At 44.0% G+C, this 22,671-nt stretch carries 21 protein-coding genes; 6 read left to right on the top strand and 15 right to left on the bottom strand.

The annotated features are described in order from the left end of the window. Positions 1 to 4: 4 nt before the first annotated feature. The 3 genes from ACYVGZ_RS12895 to ACYVGZ_RS12885 all read right to left on the bottom strand — a co-directional run bounded on the left by ACYVGZ_RS12895 (position 5) and on the right by ACYVGZ_RS12885 (position 3,421). Positions 5 to 1,105, bottom strand: coding sequence for an amino acid ABC transporter permease (locus ACYVGZ_RS12895; protein ID WP_460756274.1), 1,101 nt, complete (start codon positions 1,103 to 1,105; stop codon positions 5 to 7). A 10-nt stretch (positions 1,106 to 1,115) separates the two neighbouring features. Further along, the gene (locus tag ACYVGZ_RS12890; protein ID WP_460756272.1) at positions 1,116 to 2,291 is read right to left on the bottom strand and encodes an amino acid ABC transporter permease; all 1,176 of its coding nucleotides are present in this window, start codon (positions 2,289 to 2,291) and stop codon (positions 1,116 to 1,118) included. Between the two features lie 107 nt (positions 2,292 to 2,398). After that, positions 2,399 to 3,421: an amino acid ABC transporter substrate-binding protein gene (locus ACYVGZ_RS12885; protein ID WP_460756268.1), complete on the bottom strand. Its 1,023-nt coding sequence runs from the start codon at positions 3,419 to 3,421 to the stop codon at positions 2,399 to 2,401. Between the two features lie 537 nt (positions 3,422 to 3,958). Here ACYVGZ_RS12885 and lrp point away from each other — a divergent pair. Beyond that, complete coding sequence (lrp, locus tag ACYVGZ_RS12880; protein ID WP_460756267.1) at positions 3,959 to 4,435, top strand: leucine-responsive transcriptional regulator Lrp; 477 nt, start codon at positions 3,959 to 3,961, stop codon at positions 4,433 to 4,435. A gap of 7 nt (positions 4,436 to 4,442) precedes the next feature. Here lrp and ACYVGZ_RS12875 read toward each other — a convergent pair whose 3' ends face one another. From ACYVGZ_RS12875 to ACYVGZ_RS12865, 3 genes are all read right to left on the bottom strand, one after another. Next, positions 4,443 to 4,991: a hypothetical protein gene (locus ACYVGZ_RS12875; RefSeq protein WP_460756264.1), complete on the bottom strand. Its 549-nt coding sequence runs from the start codon at positions 4,989 to 4,991 to the stop codon at positions 4,443 to 4,445. Between the two features lie 106 nt (positions 4,992 to 5,097). Beyond that, positions 5,098 to 7,176 (bottom strand): ATP-dependent DNA helicase RecG, encoded by a 2,079-nt coding sequence (gene recG / locus ACYVGZ_RS12870; RefSeq protein ID WP_460756262.1) that lies wholly within the window; start codon positions 7,174 to 7,176, stop codon positions 5,098 to 5,100. 5 nt (positions 7,177 to 7,181) lie between these two features. Then, on the bottom strand, positions 7,182 to 8,087 hold the full coding sequence (locus ACYVGZ_RS12865) for a hydrogen peroxide-inducible genes activator (protein ID WP_460756259.1): 906 nt from the start codon (positions 8,085 to 8,087) through the stop codon (positions 7,182 to 7,184). Positions 8,088 to 8,213: 126 nt separating this feature from the next. On the opposite strand from ACYVGZ_RS12865, the gene ACYVGZ_RS12860 reads away from it, so the two are divergent. Then, entirely contained in the window at positions 8,214 to 9,065 is an 852-nt protein-coding gene (locus ACYVGZ_RS12860) for an NAD-dependent epimerase/dehydratase family protein (protein ID WP_460756257.1), read from the top strand. A gap of 28 nt (positions 9,066 to 9,093) precedes the next feature. On the opposite strand, the gene ACYVGZ_RS12855 is transcribed toward ACYVGZ_RS12860, so the two are convergent. The 8 genes from ACYVGZ_RS12855 to proV form a co-directional block, all read right to left on the bottom strand. After that, entirely contained in the window at positions 9,094 to 9,480 is a 387-nt protein-coding gene (locus ACYVGZ_RS12855; RefSeq protein ID WP_460756254.1) for a RidA family protein, read from the bottom strand. A 54-nt stretch (positions 9,481 to 9,534) separates the two neighbouring features. Continuing rightward, complete coding sequence (locus ACYVGZ_RS12850) at positions 9,535 to 11,652, bottom strand: RelA/SpoT family protein (protein ID WP_460756251.1); 2,118 nt, start codon at positions 11,650 to 11,652, stop codon at positions 9,535 to 9,537. Positions 11,653 to 11,712: 60 nt separating this feature from the next. After that, positions 11,713 to 11,937 (bottom strand): DNA-directed RNA polymerase subunit omega, encoded by a 225-nt coding sequence (gene rpoZ / locus ACYVGZ_RS12845; RefSeq protein WP_460756248.1) that lies wholly within the window; start codon positions 11,935 to 11,937, stop codon positions 11,713 to 11,715. Positions 11,938 to 11,994: 57 nt separating this feature from the next. Next, on the bottom strand, positions 11,995 to 12,618 hold the full coding sequence (gene gmk / locus ACYVGZ_RS12840) for a guanylate kinase (protein WP_460756246.1): 624 nt from the start codon (positions 12,616 to 12,618) through the stop codon (positions 11,995 to 11,997). An 86-nt stretch (positions 12,619 to 12,704) separates the two neighbouring features. After that, entirely contained in the window at positions 12,705 to 14,408 is a 1,704-nt protein-coding gene (locus ACYVGZ_RS12835; RefSeq protein WP_460756244.1) for a sensor domain-containing diguanylate cyclase, read from the bottom strand. A gap of 117 nt (positions 14,409 to 14,525) precedes the next feature. Beyond that, positions 14,526 to 15,533: a glycine betaine/L-proline ABC transporter substrate-binding protein ProX gene (gene proX, locus ACYVGZ_RS12830; RefSeq protein ID WP_460756241.1), complete on the bottom strand. Its 1,008-nt coding sequence runs from the start codon at positions 15,531 to 15,533 to the stop codon at positions 14,526 to 14,528. Next, a complete protein-coding gene (gene proW / locus ACYVGZ_RS12825; protein WP_460756238.1) occupies positions 15,533 to 16,603 on the bottom strand; it encodes a glycine betaine/L-proline ABC transporter permease ProW in 1,071 nt (356 codons plus the stop codon). Before proW ends, proX begins: the two co-directional genes overlap by 1 nt. Beyond that, positions 16,603 to 17,793 (bottom strand): glycine betaine/L-proline ABC transporter ATP-binding protein ProV, encoded by a 1,191-nt coding sequence (gene proV / locus ACYVGZ_RS12820; RefSeq protein ID WP_460756236.1) that lies wholly within the window; start codon positions 17,791 to 17,793, stop codon positions 16,603 to 16,605. Before proV ends, proW begins: the two co-directional genes overlap by 1 nt. A gap of 412 nt (positions 17,794 to 18,205) precedes the next feature. Here proV and ACYVGZ_RS12815 point away from each other — a divergent pair, with 412 nt between their 5' ends. Genes ACYVGZ_RS12815 through ACYVGZ_RS12805 form a run of 3 tightly spaced genes read left to right on the top strand, consistent with a single transcriptional unit; the run spans position 18,206 to position 21,129 of the window. Continuing rightward, a complete protein-coding gene (locus ACYVGZ_RS12815) occupies positions 18,206 to 19,381 on the top strand; it encodes an alcohol dehydrogenase family protein (protein ID WP_460756233.1) in 1,176 nt (391 codons plus the stop codon). Between the two features lie 57 nt (positions 19,382 to 19,438). Next, positions 19,439 to 20,254: a hypothetical protein gene (locus ACYVGZ_RS12810; protein WP_460756230.1), complete on the top strand. Its 816-nt coding sequence runs from the start codon at positions 19,439 to 19,441 to the stop codon at positions 20,252 to 20,254. 47 nt (positions 20,255 to 20,301) lie between these two features. Next, entirely contained in the window at positions 20,302 to 21,129 is an 828-nt protein-coding gene (locus tag ACYVGZ_RS12805; RefSeq protein WP_460756228.1) for a haloacid dehalogenase type II, read from the top strand. Between the two features lie 2 nt (positions 21,130 to 21,131). Here the strand turns inward: ACYVGZ_RS12805 and ACYVGZ_RS12800 are convergent, their stop codons facing one another. Then, a complete protein-coding gene (locus ACYVGZ_RS12800; protein WP_460756225.1) occupies positions 21,132 to 22,028 on the bottom strand; it encodes an AraC family transcriptional regulator in 897 nt (298 codons plus the stop codon). 141 nt (positions 22,029 to 22,169) lie between these two features. On the opposite strand from ACYVGZ_RS12800, the gene ACYVGZ_RS12795 reads away from it, so the two are divergent. Continuing rightward, complete coding sequence (locus tag ACYVGZ_RS12795) at positions 22,170 to 22,649, top strand: hypothetical protein (protein ID WP_460756223.1); 480 nt, start codon at positions 22,170 to 22,172, stop codon at positions 22,647 to 22,649. The last annotated feature ends 22 nt before the right edge of the window (positions 22,650 to 22,671 follow it).

Here is a 22,671-nt window from a genome sequence, read left to right as displayed (position 1 = left end):
TTAACTAATTGCGCTTATGACCGGTTTCTAATTTACGTTCGATTGCCATACTGTAACGAGACATACCGAAACAAATAGCCCAATAAACAAAGCCGGCAAAGGCATAACCTTCTACTGTTGTTCCAAGCCAGTTGGCATCGTGGTTGGCTAATTGGATAATACCCAAAAAGTCGAACATACCAACGATATAAACCAGAGTCGTATCTTTAAATAGACCGATGAAAGTGTTTACGATACCAGGAATAACTAGCTTCAAAGCCTGTGGTAGGATAACCAATACCATTGACTGCCAGTAGGTTAGCCCCATAGCATCAGCGGCTTCGTATTGCCCTTTTGGAATCGCTTGTAGACCACCACGAATTACCTCTGCCATGTATGCTGCAGAGAACAAGGTAATACCAATAAGTACACGCAACAGTTTATTAAAGTTCATACCTTCTGGCAGGAACAGTGGAATCATAACGGATGCCATAAACAGGATGGTAATCAAAGGAACAGCACGGATAGTCTCGATAAATACGACACATACAGACTTAGCGACAGGCATGTCTGAACGACGACCTAAAGCTAATAGCACACCCAAAGGGAATGACGCGACAATACCAATAATACCCAGCAACATAGTAAGGAATAGACCACCCCATAGAGAGGTTTCTACAACTTCCAAACCAAATAGGCCGCCAGCAAACAAGATGTAAGCAACAACTGGGTAAACCACTATGATCGCAATAGACAAGTAAAGCTTGTTAACCGCTTTAATTGCATAGGCGCCTAGCATGACAACCAACATGATAGAAGCTAGGTTAATACGCCAGGTTTCTTCACTCGGGTATAAGCCGTACATGAATTGGTCAAAACGAGCCCCAATAAAGGCCCAGCATGCGCCATCAGGGCCACAGTCAGCTTTCGATGCGCCTTCCCAAGTCGCGTTTACAATGCCCCACTGAACAACAGGTGGCACCAATAAATAAAGAACATACAAGCTAAACAGCGTTAAAAAGATATTTAACGGTGAAGACAATAAGTTCTGTCTAAGCCAAGCAACAGCACCCACCGAGTTAACTGGTGGTGGCAGGCTGGGTGATGGTTTAAATTCAATAGCCATAAACAGCCTCCTAGCGCTCCATTAATGACATTTTTTTGTTGTACCAGTTCATGAATACTGAAATGGACAAACTTAACGTACCGTAAACCAACATACACAAACCAATGGTTTCAATGGCCTGACCTGTTTGGTTCAGAGTCGTACCCATAACAACCGCAACCAGCTCAGGGTAAGCAATAGCAGCACCCAGCGAAGAGTTCTTCGCAAGGTTTAGGTATTGGCTAGTGAGTGGCGGAATAATAACGCGTAGAGCTTGAGGTAGGACAATAAGGCGCTGAGTCAGATTGTCTTTCAAGCCCAAGGAGCGAGCGGCCTCAGTTTGTCCCCAGTTTACAGACAAAATACCCGCACGAACGATCTCGGCAATAAATGAACCTGTATAAGTTGATAACGCAACCAATACAGCGACAAACTCAGGAGGAAGCACCATACCGCCAGTGACGTTAAAGCGACTTTTCTGAGGAAGGTCAAATTCAATCGGGAAACCAGACACAGCCAATGCAAGGAAGGTAACAAGGATAATAGTGCCTAAAGAAGCCCAGTAAGCAGGGAACCAAACACCGGTTTTCGTTTGTCGTTTTTTCGCCCAGATGATGATGCCGATAGAAGCGACAATGGACAAAATAAACCCTGCAATCACGACCCCAAAACCGTCTTGAGTAATCGGGTTAGGAGAGTAGATGCCTCGTTTATTTAGGAGAAAGTCACCTAACTCAAAGCTATTTCGTGGTGCAGGTAACGCAGCTAGTACAGCAAAATACCAAAAGAACATTTGCAGTAGCAGAGGAACGTTACGTAAGGTTTCTATGTACACAGTGGCTAAACGGGCTACTAGCCAGTTTTTTGATAGCCTAGCCAAACCCATGATCACGCCGATCACAGTGGCTAAAATAATGCCCAAGAGAGAAATAACAAAGGTGTTTATTAGGGCAACGACAAAAGCTCGTCCATAAGTGTCTGCTTCTGTGTATTCAATAAGGTGAATAAGGACGGGAAATCCAGCAGGTTCATTAAAGAAAGAAAAACCCGTGGAAATGCCTCGGTTGGCTAAGTTCGCTTGAAGGTTACTGAACAAGTAGTAACCCACAAATGCAACAACAGCCAAGAGTATAATTTGAAAGATAAGGGCACGAGTGCCAGCATCATTCAATAGACTTGTATTGCTAGAAGTATTTTTATCGCTCATCTTAATTCAGGCAAAAAATGCTCGTCAGATGTGGTAGAAAAGGCGGGAGATGTCTCGGTGGCAAAGTGCCACCGAGAAGTACCCTAAAGGTATATAGCTAGGAAAGATTAACGTACTGGTGGCGCGTACATTACGCCGCCTTCAGTCCATAAGTTGTTGATACCGCGTGGTAGGCCAACCGGAGTAGAAGGTCCAACGTTACGTTCAAATACTTCACCGTAGTTACCTACTAGAGAAATAACGTTGTAAGCCCAGTCAGCTGGTAGACCAAGTTGAGCACCCATGTCACCTTCAACACCTAGAAGACGTTTGATGCCTGGATCCGTTGTTTCGCTCTTGATTTTCGCAACGTTGTCAGAAGAAATACCCATTTCTTCAGCGTTAACCTGTACGAACATTGCCCAAGTTACGATATCTTTCCACTGGTTGTCGCCATGGCGAACAACAGGGCCTAGAGGCTCTTTAGAAATAGTTTCAGAAAGAATTACGTGAGCAGAAGGATCGGATAGTTTAGAACGGTGAGCAGCTAGACCTGACTTATCTGTTGTGAATACATCACAACGACCAGATGCGTATGCAGCTAGAGCTTCGTCAGCTTTCTGAACGATAACTGGAACGTAAGACAATTGATGTTTACGGAAGAAGTCAGCCATGTTCAATTCAGTCGTTGTACCTTGCTCAGTACAAACAGTCGCACCGTCAAGGTCAAGAGCAGACTCTACACCTAGATCTTTACGAACCATGAAACCTTGACCGTCGTAGAAGTTAACGGTTGTAAAGTCTAGGCCCAAAGAAGAGTCACGAGTGTAAGTCCAAGTAGTGTTACGAGAAAGAACGTCGATTTCACCAGATTGTAGGGCAGTGAAACGCTCTTTAGCAGATAGAGGAGTAAATTTAACGGCCTGAGCATCGCCAAAAATAGCAGCTGCAGCTGCGCGACATGCGTCTACGTCGATGCCTGTCCAGTTACCAGAATCATCGGCGTTAGAGAAACCTGGAACACCCTGACTCACACCACATTGGATGAAGCCTTTTGCTTTAACATCATCAAGAGTTGCGGCAGCAGCGGCAGTACTAAGCGTTGCAGCAACTGCTGCGGTAGAAACTAATTTACCTACGTTAGATTTCATTTATAAGCCTCCCAGGCGATTGTTATGTTGTTATCTTGCTTGTTTTAGTTAGAAAGAGTGCAAACTCTAGTGTTTTATATAAGCAAAAACGTTGCCAACATTTTGTTATTCTATTTTTATTGTAGTTATGCAGTGTATTCTTCTAAATAGTCACCGCATGACCTAATAGAATTATTCTTTAGTGTCATAGTCAAGTAGAAAGTTTCATAAAATATGGCCTTGGTGCGGTTTTTTTACACATTTAAAGCAAAAATATTGCAATCTTATGTCGCTTTTAAAGATTCCAAATATTGACAAAAAGCATATGCCGCAAGGGTTAGAGCTAAGCGCATTTTTTTAAATGCACTGTTATAGTGATTTTTTGTCGAATCGTTAGTTTTTTTGATTACATTTTGTAAATTACGCACTTGTTTAGGGCGTTGGTGCTGAAAGTTCTCATATTTGTCGTAAACTATACTTAAAAGGGTTACCCACGAAATGCAATTTGCATGCTAGAATCGACCTTTACCTGCCAGTTTTATGAGGAGGCCGCGCCTAATGGAAAGCTCTACCAAGCCACTTGATCGCTTAGACAAAAAAATTCTTCGCGAGCTACAGCTGAACGGACGTTTATCAAATGTTGAGTTGGCGAGCCGAGTAGGGTTAAGTGCTACCCCTTGCTTAGAACGTGTCAGAAGACTAGAACGAAATGGTTATATCACAGGTTACTGCGCCCTAGTTGACCCTAAAAAAGTAGAGGCTGGCTTGCTGGTGTTTGTAGAGATTCGCCTTAAAACAACCTCACCTGAAGGTTTCCAAGAATTTAAAGCGAGTGTATCTGAAGTGCCTGAAATTCTAGAGTGTCACCTAATTGCGGGTGATTTCGAATATTTGCTTAAAGCGCGTGTGTCCAATATGGATGCGTATCGCCGCTTACTGGGCGAGACCCTACTGACCTTACCTCATGTCAGAGAGTCCCGTACTTATGTAGCTATGGAAGAAGTTAAAAACACGACGGTGGTGAGTATTCCGTAGCTAAGGCCTAAGAGCGGCTTAGTAAGCTACGAAGAAAACGATTGAATTGTTGGAACTTGTTTTCGGATTCTTGCTGCTTTGTATAGTGTAAGGCTAAATTACTTGCCTTCTTTTTTATCGAAGCGCTTTTGGTCTTGTCTTTAATGGGCTTTCTAGGCTCCACAACGCAATTTTCTTCGTAAGGTGCTTCAAAGTAAGTGGCATCGCAAACAATATAGTCTTGTCCATTCCACTCACTTAGTTGCAGGCTAAAACGACCTGCGCCAGGGGGCTGTTCAGACAGACTTAACGCATATTGGCAATGCTCAAGACTTTGCTGACCAAGTAACTCACCAATTTCTGTTGTTGCGACCAAGCAATGGCAGAGCTCTTCACTATCTGCTTTTTCGAATAAAGCGAACAATTGTAATCGTAGATGGCCACTTAGGTTGCCTGTGGTACGCGTACTGCGAATTTTATCAATCGTGATGAAAACGTTTTTTTCTTCAATACTATAAGTGCATCCTTGCATTGAAATTTTTGAGTGGTGTGGCACCGTTTCAATGCGTGTATTCATATTATTCCTCATAAAAATGAAACTGAGAACTCGATGAATATTTGACGAGAACCCCAGTTTTCGCAAGAAAAAAATGAACTATTTGTGACAATCTGGTGAATAATTCTTAAACATTCAGGTACTGGCTATGTTGCGGAAGCCAGCGAGCGAGGAGCGGCGATACATGCTCTGGGTAAGACTGGTGTAAGTAGGTGGCCGCCTTTTGAACGTCGTCAAGTAAGCTCTTATCTCTTTGTAAGTCAGCCACTTTGAACTCCCACAAGCCAGTTTGACGAGTACCTAGTAATTCACCTGGTCCGCGTAGCTCTAAATCTTTCTCAGCGATTTTAAAACCATCGCTGGTGTCTCTCATGGTGGCTAGTCGAGTTTTACCTTGCTGGCCGAGTGGCGCGTTATACAAGAGCACGCAATGGCTCGCTGTGGTGCCACGGCCGACACGCCCTCTAAGTTGATGCAACTGAGCTAAACCTAAACGTTCTGGGTTTTCGATAACCATTAGGCTAGAGTTTGGCACATCCACACCCACTTCAATCACAGTGGTTGCTACCAGAAGGTGAATTTCAGCGGCTTTGAATTGCGCCATAATATCGGCTTTTTCTTTCGCTTTGAGGCGACCATGTACTAATCCGACTTTAAGGTGTTGTAACTCGGTTTGCAGTAACTCTGCGGTGTCTTCTGCGGCTTGGCACTGTAAGGCTTCAGACTCTTCAATAAGGGTACATACCCAATAGGCTTGTTTACCCTCCTGACAGGCGGCTTTCACACGTTCAATCACTTCTTGGCGCCTCTGATTTGAAACGACAATAGTATTTACTGGGGTTCTGCCTGGAGGGAGTTCATCAATGATTGAACAATCTAAATCGGCATAAGCGGACATCGCCAGTGTTCTCGGTATAGGGGTGGCGGTCATGATTAACTGATGTGGCTGGAAGCCTTGTAGAAGTCCTTTTTCACGTAAGGCCATACGCTGATGAACGCCAAACCGATGCTGTTCATCAATGATCACTAAAGCTAATTTATTAAACTCTACACTCTCTTGGAAAAGCGCATGAGTGCCAACGACGATCTGCGCATCTCCAGATTGAATATTAGCAAGTTGCTCTGCCCGTTGTTTGCCTTTGAGTTTGCCAATCATCCAGGCGACCTTTATATTAAGTGGCTCAAACCATTGGCGAAAATTGGTGTGGTGTTGCTCTGCAAGAATTTCCGTTGGCGCCATAATAGCTACCTGATAACCTGCCTGTACTACACTCGCTGCGGCCAGTGCTGCAACCAGTGTTTTACCTGAACCAACGTCCCCTTGTATTAGGCGGAGCATAGGTTGCCCAGTACCAAGGTCTTTTAAAATATCTTGAAACACGCGCTCTTGTGCTTGGGTCGGGGAGAATGGAAGCCCTGCCAATAAAGCTTGGCTTAATTGCCCTGCACTCTCAACTTTTATGGCTTTATCTTGTTTGGCTTGTAAACGCTTGCCAATCAATGATAATTGATGAGCCATTAATTCTTCGAAAGATAATCGATATTGAGCGGGGTGAGAGCCCGATTGTAATTGCGCAAGGTTTGCCTCTCTCGCTGGGTGGTGGAGGAACTCAATAGAGGCTTTGAGAGAAGGCAAACTGAACTCCTGGCGCAGGCTGTCAGGTAACCATTCCGGTAAGTTAAATTCATTGAGTTGTTCAAGGGCCTGAGAACATAGGTCTCGAATTTTGGTTTGCGTGATACCCTCTGTTAAAGGATAAATAGGGGTTAGAGTATCCGACTCAGTTTCATCAGAGTCGCTGGTTTGACGATATTCAGGGTGAAACATTTCAAATCCCATAGGGCCGCGTCGGACCTCGCCAAAACAACGCAGTTTCTTACCTGCCGCTAATTGCTTTTTTTGTGCCGCTGAAAAATGGAAAAACCTTAAGTGCAGAACCCCCGTTGGATCTTTTATTCGACATACAAGGCTACGACGCTTGCCCATTTTTACATCGCAACTGGTAATGTCACCTTCAACGACTACCTCATCGCCAAAACGTAATTGGCCTATCGGCACTACTCGGGTTCGGTCTTGATAGCGAACCGGCAGGTGGAACAGCAAATCTTGTAAAGTGTGTAGGTGGAGTTTGGCCAGTTTTTCGGCCATGGCAACACCTACACCTTTGAGTTCCTTAATATCTTGGCAATCCAGTGACATTGGCATTGCACTTACAGTTCCAGCCGCTTACAGGCATCGCGAATAGATTGGCTTACGGCTTCTATTGCTTTAGGGCGAGGGAAGCTGGCACGCCATGCCAAGGCCACGGTTCGTTTGGGAGCAGGGCTGCTAAAGGGTTTAACATCCAGTAAGGTTCGGTCGATGTTTGTAACAGCAGACTTAGGTAATACTGTGACACCTAAACCAGAGGCAACCATGTAGCGAATCGTCTCCAAAGAACTGCCGTTAACAATGGTACGGCCATCGTTAAACTCATTTTCATTAATTAAAGGACAGGCTTCCAATACTTGTTCACTGAAGCAGTGGCCTTTGCCTAATAATAATAGATTATCTGTGCTGAGCTGGTCGGTAGAAATGTCGTCAAGCTTGCTCCAAGGGTGCCCTTTCTGCATTAGCACTACAAACTCTTCTTCATAAATGGGTTGAGTGACTACATCCGGTTCATGAAATGGTAAAGCAACAATGATGGCGTCTAGATCACCATTGCGCAGCTTAGGGCGTAAGTTCTCTGTAAGGTCCTCTTCGATCAGTAATGGCATACCTGAGGTAATACGGTGTAGCTCAGGGATCATAAAGGGAAATAAATAGGGCGCGATGGTAAAAATAGCACCAACTTTCAAAGGGCCGTTTAGCTGATTTTGGCCAGCCGCTGCTAGCTCTTTAATCATATTTGCTTGTTCCAGCACGCGCTTAGCTTGGTTAACAATTTGCGTGCCTAGAGGTGTAATATAGACCGCACTTTTGCTGCGCTCAAAAATAGCCGCGCCAAGTTCATCTTCAAGCTTTTTGACAGCCACACTCAGTGTGGGTTGAGAGACATAACTACGCTCTGCTGCTCGTCCGAAGTGTTTCTCTTCTGCCAGCATTACTATGTATTTTAGTTCGGTTAATGTCATAAGTGCCCCAGCTCAAATTGTAAAATATCCATTGCTAATAACTATGATAATAGAAAATTTGATAAAGTATACTCGATCATGTTTTTTTCTTATTTCCATTCAAACATGTCCTAAATTGAGGTAAACATGGCAAACATTCTTATTGCGGGTTGTGGTGACATAGGCTCTCGACTGGCCAGTGAGTTGGTCTGTGCAGGGCATCAAGTGGTCGGTATTCGAAAAACGGGAACACACTTTCCTCAGGGAGTAGTGGGCATTACCGGAGAGCTAACCGAGCTGGACTATGGCTGCTTACCCGATGTCGACATTGTTTACCTGATTTTAACGCCTCAAGGTCGCAATCAAGCAAGCTATGAACAAACCTATTTACAGAGCGCGCAAGCGATGGTGAACAGGTATGCAAAAGAAGCCAAACTGCCTCAAATGGTGTTTGTGTCGAGCACCAGTGTATACGGGCAACACCAGGGGGAGTGGGTAGATGAAAGCACCACAGCCCAAGCCATCAGTGACACGGCGAAGGTATTGTTGGCGACTGAACTTCTATTATCATCACATTTTCCAAGCATAGCGGTGCGTTGCTCAGGTATTTATGGTCCTGGTCGGTTTCGTTTGTTAGACAAAATTTGCAGCCAAGTTGAATGGGGAGAAAACAGTTGGACCAACCGGGTTCATCGGGACGACGTCGTCTCAGCGTTGTCACTGCTAACTAGCTTGTGGGAGAATAAGACCGAATTACCAGAGCATATTATTGTAACGGATAGCACGCCTGTAACCATGTGGGAAGTAAAGCTATGGCTATCTAAAAAACTGCAGGTGGAAGCGAATCTAGGCGATCAGAGCTATTTGCCAACCAGTGGTAAAAGGTTACAAGCAAGTTTCTTGTCTCAACAGGGGTGGCAGCCTGTTTATCCTAGTTACACAAGTGGTTATCAAAGCTTAGTGAGTGAATATTTGCGTATAAAGAAAGAGGCTAGGTAGCCTCTTTCTTTTAGTAGCGACTTGAGACTCAGTCTTCCAGCACCATAATGCCTTCGATTTCAACAGCCACATCTTTTGGTAGAGCACGTACGCCCATTGCTGCGCGAGCAGGGTATGGCTCTTTGAAAAACTGTGTCATTACTTCATTCACAGTGGCGAAATTGCCTAAATCTGTCATGAAAATGTTGAGTTTAACAATGTTCTCTAATGAACCTCCAGCCGCTTCACAAACGGCTTGTAGGTTTTTAAAAACCTGAGTCGTTTGTTCTGCAACATCATCACTAACTATTTCCATAGTAGCTGGAACCAGAGGAATTTGACCTGATAAGTAAACGGTATTGCCTGCACGTACGGCTTGAGAATATGGGCCAATAGCGGCTGGTGCATTTTCTGTATGGATAACTTGCTTAGACATAGTTAAGTTGACTCCGAAGTGAGTAATCTAAAACAACAGGCGCAAGTGTAAAAACTAACGCCCAACAACGGTTTCTCTAGAAACTTTCTCAACACATCGCACGGCTTTGATCCTTCGCATAACATCGGCTAACCCAACTCGGCTAGCCACAGTAATGTTAAGTCTCAAGCGACTCACCCGGCCTCGTTCTATAATATCTAGATTCGACACCTGAAAGTCCGTATCACTAATAGAGCTGGCGATTTTAGCAACGGCGCCACGTTCGTTTATGTAGCTAACAATCAAGCTAATGTCGAGATCTTCTTCAATTTCTTTGCCCCAAGACATACGGATGAAACGCTCAGGGTTAGATAAGTGATCTTGGATATTAGGGCAGTTCAAATGGTGGATAATAATGCCCTTATCCACCTGTACATAGCCGACTATAGGGTCGCCAGGTATAGGTGAACAACATTTCGCATAGCTAATTAGCATGCCTTCTGAGCCATTGACCTTGAAAGACTTAGGCGTAACTAAGGTTTCTTCATCGTAGTTGGGGAACAGCTCGCGGGCCACTAAGTACCCTACATGGCGACCTTTACCTATGGATTCTAATAAATCATCTAGGTGTTCCATTTGATGATTTGTTAAAACATGAGCAATTTGCTCATGACTAAGGTCATCAATATTGCTCTTGAAGGCATTTAAAGAGCGAGTGAGTAGCCTATGACCAATTGTAATGGCGTTTTCACGCTGCTTGTCTTTGAGGTAGTGTCTAATATTGGTACGAGCTTTACCGGTAATAGCAAAACTTAACCAAGCTACATTAGGCTGGGCGCTTTTGGCTGTAATAATTTCAACAGTTTGGCCGCTTTCTAACTGAGTGCTCAAAGGAGCTAGGCGACGGTTAATTCGACAAGAAATACAAGTATTCCCGATTTCAGTATGCACGCCATACGCAAAGTCGACAGGGGTTGCTCCAGAAGGCAGTTCAATAATTTCCCCATTAGGTGTAAACACATACACTTCATCTGGAAATAAATCGCTTTTTACTTCATCAACAAATTCCATCGGGTTGCGAGCTTTTTGCTGCATATCGAGTAGGCTTTGTACCCATTTAGTTGCACGATCATGGCTGTTCGGCGCATTAGAGTTGCCATTTACTTTATAGGACCAATGAGCGGCGATGCCATTGTTAGCAACCAGATCCATTTCTTCAGTACGAATTTGTACCTCCATGGGGATGCCATTGGTTCCTAATACCGTGGTATGTAAAGACTGATAGCCATTGGATTTAGGGACAGCAATATAGTCTTTAAAGCGACCTTCAATTGGTTTGAAAAGAGAATGAATTACGCCAAGGATGCGGTAACAGCTGTCGTGTTTGTCGGTGACAATACGTACTCCCATAACATCCATGATTTCATCGAGAGAACGACGCTTCTTGTCCATTTTCTGATAAATGCTATAGATGTGTTTTTCGCGCACACTAATCGCAGCTTCAATATAGTCTGCGGCCAGCTCAGCTCGGATGGTGTCTTCAAGCTTTTGAGTCTGTTTTTTACGCTGTTGGCCATATTTTTTATGGATGGCTTTTTGCAGCATGCGAGCACGCATAGGGTAGTAAGCTTGAAATGCTAAGGACTCTAAATCAATGCGAACATTGTACATGCCCAAGCGGTTGGCAATAGGCGCGTAAATATCGAGCGTTTCTCTCGCTATGCGGCGTTTTTTATGGGCTGGCATGGAGTCTAGCGTACGCATATTGTGTAGGCGGTCAGCTAGCTTTACCAAGATGACGCGAATGTCATCGGCCATTGCCATGGCCATTTTTTGGAAGTTGTGTGCTTGCTTCTCTAACTGGCTATTAAACTCTAAATGAGTCAACTTACTGACGCCATCGACAAGCCCTGCGACCCCTTCACCGAACTGCTTCGTGAGAGCTTCACGGCTAATGCCCGTGTCTTCAATCACATCGTGTAACAGGGCGGCGGTTAAACCGTCACAATCCATGCGCAGTTCCGCTAAAATCTCAGCAGCAGCCAGCGGGTGAGTCACATAAGGCTCACCGCTTTTGCGCATTTGACCGTCATGGGCTTGTTCTGCGTAGTAATAGGCACGCTTGACCTGAGCAACTTGCTCATTGGGTAGGTAGCTACTCAGGGTTTGTGCTAAGTCTTCAATACTATACATCGCTCACCTCAAGACATTATCAAAGGGGGATAAAGGGAGGGTTGTGAGCGACTGCATAAATTAAAACTCGTGAACAGGCTGTTTTTGTTGATCTACATTGCCAGCGTTGATTAGGTCTTCAGCAATTTCACGTAAAGCAACCACAGTCACTTTGTCGTTTTCGTAAGGAACTTTTGCTTCCTCACCGCCTGTTGCAAGTTGACGGGCGCGTTTTGAAGCAACCATAACCAGTTCAAAACGATTTTCTACATTTTCTAAGCAATCTTCTACGGTAACTCGAGCCATTTTGACCTCAATTTTGGATTATCTGTTGTGCAAAGTGTAATTCTACTTAACGGCCTCTCATTCTGACAAGAGATCATTAATGAGATTGGTGTTTTTTTGTTGCATCACAGGAGTTTTACTGCGCATTCCTGTGAAAATAGCCGCCATTTGCGCCAATGCCTCGTCAAAGTCATCATTTACAATGACGAAATCATATTCGTGATAGTGGGACATTTCGCTCACAGCTTTATTCATTCGCCTTTGAATAACATCTTCGCTGTCTGTACCGCGGCCTTTTAATCTGTCTTCTAAAGACTGGCGAGATGGGGGAAGAATAAATAAACTAATGGCGTCTGGATAAAGTTCTCGAACTTGGCGAGCGCCTTGCCAATCGATTTCTAAAATGACATCGAGCCCTTGCTCCAACATAGAAAAAATAGACTCTTTTGATGTGCCGTAATAGTTATCAAAAACTTGTGCGTGCTCAAAAAAGGCGTCTTCCGCAATCATATCGAGAAAGCTCTCGGGGTCTGTGAAATAGTATTCACGACCATGTTCTTCACCAGTACGTGGTGCTCTGGTGGTATGAGAAACGGAGATTCTTACTTTCTCGTCCTGCTTCAAAAGCGCTTTGTATAAACTTGACTTACCAGCTCCTGATGGAGCAGACAGAATAAATAAATTGCCAGTGTGTCTATTCATAAATACTGATGTATCCGCAGAATGTGAAGAGTAAAGGAAAATAAAGTTGGCACTACTATAGCATAAAAGCCTGCCTTAATAAGGCGCTAAGCTGAATATATACGACATTGGTTGCGGCCGTTTTCCTTTGCTTGGTAAAGGGCTTGGTCTGCTTGAATAATGGCACTATCAATGTCTGGTTTTGACCTGTCTAGCTCGGCTAAACCAATGCTTATGGTGAAATGAACCGTTTGACCGTGTTCAGTGGTGACGGCTTTCTCAGCAATAGATTGGCGAATACGCTCAATAAAGGCTGTGGCTTCTTCGATATTGGTTTTGGGTATAAACAGTACAAATTCTTCGCCACCATAGCGAGCTGGAATATCCTCTAAACGGCAGTGCAACTTGAGCTCCTCTGCCACTTTAATAATCACTTCGTCGCCAACATGGTGCCCATATGTATCATTTACTTTTTTAAAGAAGTCTATGTCCATAATGGCCACACAAAGAGGTCGGTTTAAATACTTAGGCTGAGTCATTAACTGTTCGACAGTTTCTTTAAATGCGCGTCGGTTGAAGAGTTTGGTCAAAGGGTCTGTTGAAGCCAGCTCTTGAAGTTGGTGCTGTGTGCGTTTGAGTTTTTCCAAAATACGAATGCGGTAAGCAATAATCAGTGCCAGTATCAATGCTTCTAATAAAATCCCTATGCTCATCGCGTGGCTTGTTACATAGTTAAACTCTAAAACACCATTAAAAAAGAGAACAGAAACAACACTAAATATTATGAATAGGCTGTGGCCGAACAAAAAATAAGGCGCTATTGGATGCTTGTGTTTTAGCATGGAAAGGCTAACTCCTAAGCTGACCAGCATCATGAGTCCAGCTAGGCTAGTTGCAAATTTAATGGCTCCAAGTATGTCAAAAACACCATAAATGAAATCAAGGGTCAGTAACGCACTCATTATCATTAAAGCGGCATGTTCTTTAGGATAGCGCTTCTTGGTACCAAAAATATGCATCATAAAATGCAGTAAGAAAATTGGCATGGCAATCAGGCTGATAAAGCCCTTGATCATAAAAGGGCCATAAATGTTGAGTATGTCTGCGAAAAAACCAAAAGTAAGCCCAATCCAAATGCCGCCAGATATTAAATAACAAGCGTAATAAAGGTGTTCTTTAAGTCGGGATGAAAAGTAAAGAGTTAGATTATAGAAAGTAAGAGCAAGCATCATCCCCATGATAAGAGAAATGTCGGTGTACTTTCCCACTAACGCTCGCTTTGACTCTTCGGTCGAGTAAAGCTGAAGAGTAAACCATTGGCTGGCGTAAGCAACGGATTTTATATAAACAGTTTTACTTTCCTTTGGGGCAAGTTCAATATCAAAAATAGCACCGCCTCGATACATCCAAGGTTGGTCGCCTAAGCGCTCAAAGTCGATCTCCTTACGATCTATTTCAATACCTTCTTTGGCTTCGATAAGAGCAAGTTCATGATTATGAAAGGCATAGGGAAAATGTAAGTAGCGAGTAACTTTTTCCGAACTCGAGTTCGTAAAATGTATTTTGATCCAGGTAACAGGGGCTTTACGACCAAGTGCTAATTGATTAGTCGCAGAAATAAACTCTTTATTGCGTATACTTGGAAAGCCTAAGAACTCAGACTCATCAATATAGTAATCGATCTGAAAGTGAGTTAAACGTGGAGAAGCCGTGGCAACATCTATGGCCTTAAGATCCTCACCGTATGAAGATACTGAGATGAAGCAAAAAAGTAATAAAAAGCAGCTAAGTGAATAGCGCTTTACTGTCATGATGGAATTCCTTGAGAAAAGTCTCTAATAAAAATGAGCTTATAACAAAGAACATCAATTGCAAGTAGAAAAGGTCGCACAACATGGCCACTTAGGCCATGTTGTCATCATTTGCTTTTAATGAGCGGCGTGCTTGGCTTCAGCCACCCAAGCATCAAATTGCTTCTGGTTGGCCTTGATCCAACCATTCACGTGGGCTTCAATGTCTGCTGAGCTATTCTTACCCTGACTCATCATCATGTTTTGAGCACTCACGTCATTGATATTCAGCTTCATGATTTCAAAGAGTTTTGCGGCTGCAGGGTTTTCAGCAGCGAACTTTTTATTAGCCACAATACTCATTGCGTTCATTTCAAAGCCATAGTTTTTACCATTTGCAAGAGTCGTATCAATGTCTTTACGCTCCCCTGGAAGTGCTGAGAAAGGAACCTCAAGCCAAACAACATCTTTTCCAGGAACCAGCACACCACTTACCCAGTAAGGGGTCCAAGTGTAATACAGAATAGACTCACCCTTTTTATAGCGAGAGATGGTATCCGCAATAATAGCGGCATAGTTACCTTGGTTGTGTGTCACTGTGTCACGTAGCTCAAAAGCGTCGAGTTGTTCTTCCACAACAAGCTCACAGCCCCAGCCCGGGTTACAACCCGTTAAGTCGGCTTTGCCATCTCCATTGGCATCAAATAGTTTTGCTATTTTAGGGTCTTTCAGTTGTGACATATTAGTGATGTCATATTCTTCAGCTGTTTTCTTATCGATCAAGTAGCCTTGTGCTGCACCGCTAACATATTGACCTTTGCGATAAAATTTTTCATCCCCACCTGCCATGGTGTACTTATCGGCATGTAATGGAAACCAACCTACTGCTAGGAAAGTTGCGTCTCCTTTAGAAATAGAGGTATAGGCCACATTGTAGTCAACCTCTTTGGTTGGTTGGACGTCGTAGCCTAGCGCTTCAAGAGCGCGGTTGACAATAAGAGTCTGAAACGTTTCCTCAGCAACGGTAGATTGTAATGGCTGAACACTAACTCCCTTGCCAGGTAGCTCCACTGCAATTGTTTGTCCAGTATAGACAGAAGCCGCTAAGACACCTGCTGTTAAGGTTTTCTTCCACGAGTAGTTCATTATGAGTTCTCCTTGGTTGATGTTTGAGAGGGGCGTTTTTTTAACTTCATTAAGTAATGAATAGGTCCTGTTTGATACCAACGTAGTTTTGTATTACCTGCGTTTGCCCCCAAAACCTGTGTAATGCGATCTAACAAAATGGCCAAAATAACAATACCCACACCACCTACTGCAGCGAGACCCATATCTAGCCTACCAATACCTCTGAGCACCATTTGTCCTAATCCTCCGACAGCGATCATGGAAGCAATAACAACCATTGACAGGGACAGCATGAGAGTTTGGTTTACCCCAGCCATAATGGTGGGTAATGCAAGGGGGAGCTGGATACGGTAGAGCATCTGCTTCTTATTGGCGCCAAAAGAATGGCCTGCTTCAATCAGCTCTTCAGGAACTTGTTGAATGCCCAAAATGGTTAAACGAATAACGGGCGGCAGTGCGAAAATAATGGTCACAACAACCCCTGGCACATTACCTATGCCAAATAGCATGACAATAGGCACTAAATAAACAAAGGCTGGGGTGGTTTGCATAGCATCTAATATAGGTCGGACAAACTTTGCGGCGGTATCGCTGCGAGCCAGCCAGATACCAACTGGCAAACCTATTAGCAAACAGAAAAACACCGAGGTTAGTACTAAAGATAAAGTTGTCATTGCTTGGGACCAAGCGCCTATAAGGCCAATGAAAACAAACGAAGCAACGGTAGCGATAGCTAAGCGTATGTTAGAAAACTGCCAAGCGAGGAAAAATAGGACCAGCAACATAAAAGGCGCAGGCGTGCTAACCAAAGCCGCCTCAAATGAGCTTAAGATCAGATCAATTGGAATACGAATAGCCTGAAAGAGAGGGCGCCCATGGTCAACGAGCCAAGTGAGGCTGGTTTCTACCCAATTGTCGAAAGGTAAGACAGCATTTTGAAATGGGTCGAGTAGGTCAAACGGTGCTTCCTTAACCGTGTCGGAGCTTAGCCAATCTGTTTGAGAGCTGCTTTCTGTAGAACCCCAGGGGTCACTAGTAGAGTTGCTCGTTTGTGACCAAGGATCATTATTACTTTGCTCTGTAGACATTATGAATCCTTATCTAATGTGTGTAAAAGACGAGACTTGGTAACAACACCAAAATAGGTGCCCGCATCATCAACAACGGGTACGTCATAACTCACTCCAGCAACGGTGCCTAATACATCATTAATACTTTGTTCGGGGTGCAGTGTGATGACTTGCTCTAATTGGGCGCTCATCAGTGAGCGATTTTCCTTATGGGCAAGGCGTAGGGAGTCGAGAGAGACAACACCAGAAAAGCGGGAAGACTTATCAATGACAATGCCATATTGACGATCTTGGTCTGTGAGTATCTGCATAGCAGAAGCTGGGCCATCTAGTTCAGACTTTTTAAACACGGCAGTAGGTTTTTTACGGGCAATGTCTTTAACCGTCAAAATGCTTGATACATTCACGCCTTTAAAGAAGGCTTCTACATAATCGTTTGCTGGATGGTGCAAAATTTCGTCGGGGGTGCCTACTTGTACGACATCGCCGTTTTGCATAATGGCAATGCGGTCACCGATTCGCATGGCTTCATCTAAATCGTGGGATATAAACACTATAGTGCGCTTATCATCGTTTTGGAGGCGAATTAATTCGTCTTGCATTTCTGTTCGAATTAACGGATCAAGGGCAGAAAAAGCCTCATCCATCAATAAGATATCTGGATCGCAAGCTAGGGCTCTGGCTAAACCTACTCGCTGCTTCATGCCTCCAGAGAGTTCGTCTGGAAAGGAGTCTGCATAGGCGTCTAAGCCAACGCGCTCTAGTGCCGCCAAAGCACTTTTGCGGCGTTCTAATAGGCTAATGCCTGCTAGCTCCAGTCCAAATGCAGCATTTTCAATGACCGTCATATGGGGCATGAGAGCGAAATTCTGGAACACCATGGAGATATTGTGGCGGCGCACTTCTCGTAATTCGTTTTCTGAGATATGAGCAATATCAGTACCATTAAAGTAAACGCTGCCTCGTGTCGGCTCGATGAGTCGGTTTAACAAACGGACTAATGTGGACTTGCCTGAGCCGGAAAGCCCCATAATGACAAAAATTTCACCTTCGTTAATGGAAAGCGATACGTCGTTTACACCTACAGTTAGGCCTGTTTTTTCAAAAATACGATCCTTGTCATGCCCTTGATCGATCATGCCAAATACTCGATCTGGGTTGTCGCCAAAGACCTTGTACAGTCCCTTAACTTCCAGTATGGGAGCCATAATGCTTGCCTTTATATATTTAGTTTGAGTTGTAATCATTAGTACTGTAAATAATTTTTACATTCTCTTCAAGGGATATGAGACTTTGTTTTTCTTTTTCGTGGAGGGATTAATCTTTAATTAATTGAAATATATAAACAAATTAAATTTTTTAATTTTCTTTGAGGTGTTGTATTTTGTTATATGTGTTAGCTTATTTTGTTGGTTTGTAAATAATAACGAACAATAAATTTAGAAGAGAAATGTTTTTTTATTACTGATTGACCTTAGATCAAGGAGAATTAATTTGTATTACATTTGAAATGCGAAGTAAGCTTCTTTACTATTAATAGTCATCATTTTCATATAAGCGGGTTTTTCTACCTTACCTTATCATTTGCCCACTCACTTAATTTTCTGCAAGGCATATATCATGACCATCACAATAGATTCTTTAAATGACAAACAACGATTCGACCTGAGCGCAGGTAAGGTAGCGATGAAAGCTGTTGTGACAACCGGTAATGGTGGTTACGAGAAATTAGAATATAAGGACGTGGCTATCCCAACATTGAAAGAAGGGGAAGTTCTTATGCAGGTCTTAGCAGCCGGTGTAAACAACACCGAAATAAACACTCGCATGGGGTGGTATTCTGCTTCCGTAACCACAGGAACTGGAGACCTAGATGGCGACGAAGAAGAGCGTGACCGTCAAAAATCAGATGGTGGTTGGAATGCCGCTACGCCTTTTCCTTTTATTCAGGGCACAGATTGCTGTGGCCGAGTCGTTGCAGTCGGTGCTGCTTCAGACAAGGCATTAATGGGTAAACGAGCACTTATTCGCGCTTGTTCACGCACCCAGGGTTGGGACTCTATGGAAAACGTTTGGATGGCCTCAGACTACGATGGCGCTTTTGCTCAGTTCGTAAAAATTCCAGCCAGTGAAGTCTTTCCCGTTGAGTGTGACTGGTCAGATGCTGAGCTAGGCACGATTCCATGTGCTTACGGCACAGCTGAAACCATGCTGCATCGAACTCAAGTATCGGCCAACGATCATGTTTTGGTGGCAGGGGCATCAGGTGGCGTAGGTTCAGCACTTGTACAGCTTGCTAAACGTCGCGGCGCAACTGTAACAGCCATATGCGGACGTGATAAATTCGATCAAGTAAAAGCCATAGGTGCTGACCACCTAGTTGCTAGAGACGAAGACTTGATTGAAGCCTTGGGTGAAAAGTCAGTTGACGTTGCCATCGACAACGTTGCAGGGGCTGCATTTAGTCAAATTATTGAGGTGTTAAAACGTGGTGGTCGCTATGCCTCTTCAGGTGCCATCGCTGGGCCGCTAGTGAATTTAGATATGCGCAGCTTTTATTTAAAAGACCTGACACTGTATGGCAGTACTGCTTGGGATGAGCCTGTTTTCCCAGACTTAGTAAAATACATAGAACAAGGTGAAATTAAGCCATTACTCGCTAAAACTTTCCCTCTAGAGGACATTGCGCAAGCTCAAGAGGAGTTTACCCATAAGAAACATGTAGGGAAGTTTGTTCTATTGCCACCCGCTCTCAATGAAGATCAGCAACACTATCTAGAACAACTGAATAAATAATGCCGTACCCCATGCCTTTGGTATGGGGTACCTTTCTTACTAACGAGAATACCTTCCATGACCTCTCTTTTTCGCCGCTTAGAGTCTATTCCTCATGACGACCCCAATATGAATGAGCAACGCTGGTTTGAAATTCAGCCTTGCCGTCGATTTCAATATGGGGATAAATTCATTGTAATCACACAGCCGAGTTCGACCTTCTGGGTATATTTATTAGGGCTGCTGACCATATTGGCGGGAGTGTACTTCTTTGTGACTCAGGATGGACAACTTTCCCGTTATTTTTGGGGATGGTCCTTATTGTTGTGGGGCGTTGGGGCACTTGTTGCTGGCACCAGCTACCAAGCACTGGGGTTTCAGTTTAAATGCCAAGGGCGCACGCAACCCATTTGGACAAACTGGTGGGAAGTGATTTATTTAATGCTACAACAAATCAGCATGAACCTTATGCTGGTGGCAGTGGCGTTTAGCACCTTGAGTGGTGGCTTGCTCGATGCCAGTATCAATGTGGCCATCGCGCTAAGTGTGGTATACGTTCTGGTCACCTTATACGGAGCATTCAAGCCCCTAAAAAGCTTGATTACCTTTGAATTCATGGTGCAAGTTTCAACACCAATTGTGGTCTTTTTTATCGGCTTGAACGGCTGGCGCTATTTGCAAACAGGCCAAATGCTGGACTTAACCTTACTTGGCTGCTGGTTTGGTTTGGTGATTACCATGTTGGCATATTGGGTATATTACAAAATGGGCATCACGAACAAACTATGGTCAAAAGGCCGCTGGTTTTCTGAAAACGATGTGTTACACGTGTTACTGATAGCATGGGTGATATACATTCCTTTGTGTATGGGGCCCTATATTCAAGACTTGTAGCACTTGTTATGCTAATGCGCTAAGCCCTAGTGAGTGAGGAAGCTGACATGACGAAAGACATTATAGTGTTCGATATTAATGAGACTGTGCTCGATTTAAGTTCGCTAAAAGATCAGTTTGTCAGAGAGTTTCGTCATGACGCCGCACTAGAGTTGTGGTTTGCCAAGTTGCTCCATAGTTCGACGGTCTGTGTTGCAACGGGGGTTAAGTCAGACTTTGCCACCCTTGCTGCGAGCATGCTTGAAGTTGTGGCTGCGCAATTTAGCGTAGCGTTAACAGAGCAGGGCAAAAAACACTTACTGCAAGGCTTTGCTAGCTTGCCTGCCCACCAAGATATAATTCCCGCGTTAAGCAAACTGCGAGAACAGGGTTACCGTACGGTGGCACTTTCCAATTCGTCCTCTGATCTGATTCAGCGTCAATTAAAAAATGCAGGGATAGTCTCGTTATTCGATCAGGTTATCTCGGTCGAACAAACTGGCAGCTTCAAACCGGACCCCAACGTCTACCGTTATGCGGCTGAATGTTTGTCAGTGACCCCAGACCAAATTAGGCTGGTGGCGACTCATGATTGGGATACTCATGGTGCGCTCTCTGTGGGAATGAAAGCCGCCTATATAGCACGCACAAACACCCAATATAACTCCGTTTACTTAGCACCAGACATTCATGCTTCGGATATGTTAGGTCTGGTCAATCAGATCTTAAACCAAGCTACGCTTACCAAATGCAAGCAAACGGGTGTGATAGCGGATTTAGAGCAGTTATCCAGTATTCAGGATATAAAAGATGAATCAGGGCTCACCTTAGATGAAGCCGAGCAACGAGAAAATGAGCGTGTGGCAGAGTATCTTGAGAATGGCTTTAAGCTCTAACCTTACCGTAGGTTAGCTGTAGTTGGCCACTTCGCTTGGCTCCATTGCCTTGGTGGTTGACCATAAAGTCTTTTAAACTCACGGTTAAATTGGGACGGGCTCACATAACCGACTTCATAGGCCGCTTCGCTAACACTTTTTCCGCCTGCAATTTGCATGGCTGCGGTATTTAGGCGCATAGACTTAATGAATTGTATGGGTGACATACTGGTCGCTTGCTTAAACTTGCGATGAAAGACCGCGCGGCTCATACCTACCTCAGCAGCCATTTCTTCAATGGTTAGCGTATCGCTTAGACGCCCAGAAAACGCCTCAATGACTCTAGCGATATCATTACCAACGCCAAAAGACTGCAGTACAGATAAGCCTGCTTCTCCTTTTAAAACCGTGTAATACAGCTCTTTCAGACGACCATTTCCTAATACCGCAGAGTCGGCTTTGTGGCAGCTTAGCTCCAGCAACCTAAGCAGAGCATCGGTAAAGTTATCATCCCAATGTGCGAGAGATAAACCTTGAGTAAGTTGGTCTTTTTGGAGTGTTCGCTGGTGTCCAGGTGTGCTTTGTATACTAATGGCAATGTCAGCCATTAACTTTGTATCGAGAGCGATATAAGCTCCTAAAAGTGGTGATTCAGGGGAGGCCTGCGGTGTACCTGCTTCTACCGGCATAGATAAACAGCAGCACATATATTGACTACTATCGTACACATAAGATTGGCCGTCTAAGATGGCTTCTTTCTTACCACTTACAATAGCGACGATAGACGGTTCATACACTGCGGGAGCGCAACGGTGGGCTTCAGTTACCCGAAAAAGCTGCACACCTTTAACGTGGGTCTGAACTAGCCCGTCTTGTGAAATGGTGTCTTTTATTAATGTTTCTATCTTGGCTTTACTCATATTTAAAAAATAGCACTGAATTTATCTCGCCTCAACAGAGTGAGACGAATAGGCAATTTATTAAGAGCTATTCACCTGTTTTTGTTCGCTTGGGTTCTTTAAAGTTGTGTTAATGCTTAGTTGGGACCATCGGAGGAACGCATGAGGCGCCAAGCAATTGGATTATTTGTGGCTTTACTGTGCTTGCCAAATTTTTCCTTTGCAGAGCAGCACTTTGGTGCAGGCCTTGCGTATTATGATGAAGACGACTGGTTGTACACAGATAAAGCTTATTTCGAGAATTTTAGTCTAAGTTTAGGTGTGTACACTGATTTAGAAAAAACACACAGAGTGTTGTTTGACGCTCACTTATATCACTCTCATACCACTTCGCTAATAGGCCAGGGCCCAGTTGCTTATGCTGGCGTTGGTTTGCTCTACCTAAAAAATGCGAGTCATAGTGGCATTGAGCCTTGGCAACAGCGGGGTGAGCATTGGGGCGTGAGGTTGCCGTTAGGTATAGAAGTTGTAACCCATAGTCAGCTGGCTTGGTTTGCTGAAATCACGCCAACTTACTTGTTTTCTGGGCTCAACAAATTCGTTACCTCTACTACCTTAGGTGCTCGGTATTACTTTTACTAATAACCCACAAATAATCGTTTTA

This window comes from Marinomonas epiphytica, from assembly GCF_054780655.1.
This window is presented reverse-complemented; position numbering and strand designations above follow the sequence as displayed.

Bases quoted from the DNA above. Each gene is read 5' to 3' on its own strand.
- ACYVGZ_RS12895 (WP_460756274.1), bottom strand. From the start codon at position 1,105: ATGGCTATTGAATTTAAACCATCACCCAGCCTGCCACCACCAGTTAAC.
- ACYVGZ_RS12890 (WP_460756272.1), bottom strand. From the start codon at position 2,291: ATGAGCGATAAAAATACTTCTAGCAATACAAGTCTATTGAATGATGCT.
- ACYVGZ_RS12885 (WP_460756268.1), bottom strand. From the start codon at position 3,421: ATGAAATCTAACGTAGGTAAATTAGTTTCTACCGCAGCAGTTGCTGCA.
- lrp (WP_460756267.1), top strand. From the start codon at position 3,959: ATGGAAAGCTCTACCAAGCCACTTGATCGCTTAGACAAAAAAATTCTT.
- ACYVGZ_RS12875 (WP_460756264.1), bottom strand. From the start codon at position 4,991: ATGAATACACGCATTGAAACGGTGCCACACCACTCAAAAATTTCAATG.
- recG (WP_460756262.1), bottom strand. From the start codon at position 7,176: ATGCCAATGTCACTGGATTGCCAAGATATTAAGGAACTCAAAGGTGTA.
- ACYVGZ_RS12865 (WP_460756259.1), bottom strand. From the start codon at position 8,087: ATGACATTAACCGAACTAAAATACATAGTAATGCTGGCAGAAGAGAAA.
- ACYVGZ_RS12860 (WP_460756257.1), top strand. From the start codon at position 8,214: ATGGCAAACATTCTTATTGCGGGTTGTGGTGACATAGGCTCTCGACTG.
- ACYVGZ_RS12855 (WP_460756254.1), bottom strand. From the start codon at position 9,480: ATGTCTAAGCAAGTTATCCATACAGAAAATGCACCAGCCGCTATTGGC.
- ACYVGZ_RS12850 (WP_460756251.1), bottom strand. From the start codon at position 11,652: ATGTATAGTATTGAAGACTTAGCACAAACCCTGAGTAGCTACCTACCC.
- rpoZ (WP_460756248.1), bottom strand. From the start codon at position 11,937: ATGGCTCGAGTTACCGTAGAAGATTGCTTAGAAAATGTAGAAAATCGT.
- gmk (WP_460756246.1), bottom strand. From the start codon at position 12,618: ATGAATAGACACACTGGCAATTTATTTATTCTGTCTGCTCCATCAGGA.
- ACYVGZ_RS12835 (WP_460756244.1), bottom strand. From the start codon at position 14,408: ATGACAGTAAAGCGCTATTCACTTAGCTGCTTTTTATTACTTTTTTGC.
- proX (WP_460756241.1), bottom strand. From the start codon at position 15,533: ATGAACTACTCGTGGAAGAAAACCTTAACAGCAGGTGTCTTAGCGGCT.
- proW (WP_460756238.1), bottom strand. From the start codon at position 16,603: ATGTCTACAGAGCAAAGTAATAATGATCCTTGGTCACAAACGAGCAAC.
- proV (WP_460756236.1), bottom strand. From the start codon at position 17,793: ATGGCTCCCATACTGGAAGTTAAGGGACTGTACAAGGTCTTTGGCGAC.
- ACYVGZ_RS12815 (WP_460756233.1), top strand. From the start codon at position 18,206: ATGACCATCACAATAGATTCTTTAAATGACAAACAACGATTCGACCTG.
- ACYVGZ_RS12810 (WP_460756230.1), top strand. From the start codon at position 19,439: ATGACCTCTCTTTTTCGCCGCTTAGAGTCTATTCCTCATGACGACCCC.
- ACYVGZ_RS12805 (WP_460756228.1), top strand. From the start codon at position 20,302: ATGACGAAAGACATTATAGTGTTCGATATTAATGAGACTGTGCTCGAT.
- ACYVGZ_RS12800 (WP_460756225.1), bottom strand. From the start codon at position 22,028: ATGAGTAAAGCCAAGATAGAAACATTAATAAAAGACACCATTTCACAA.
- ACYVGZ_RS12795 (WP_460756223.1), top strand. From the start codon at position 22,170: ATGAGGCGCCAAGCAATTGGATTATTTGTGGCTTTACTGTGCTTGCCA.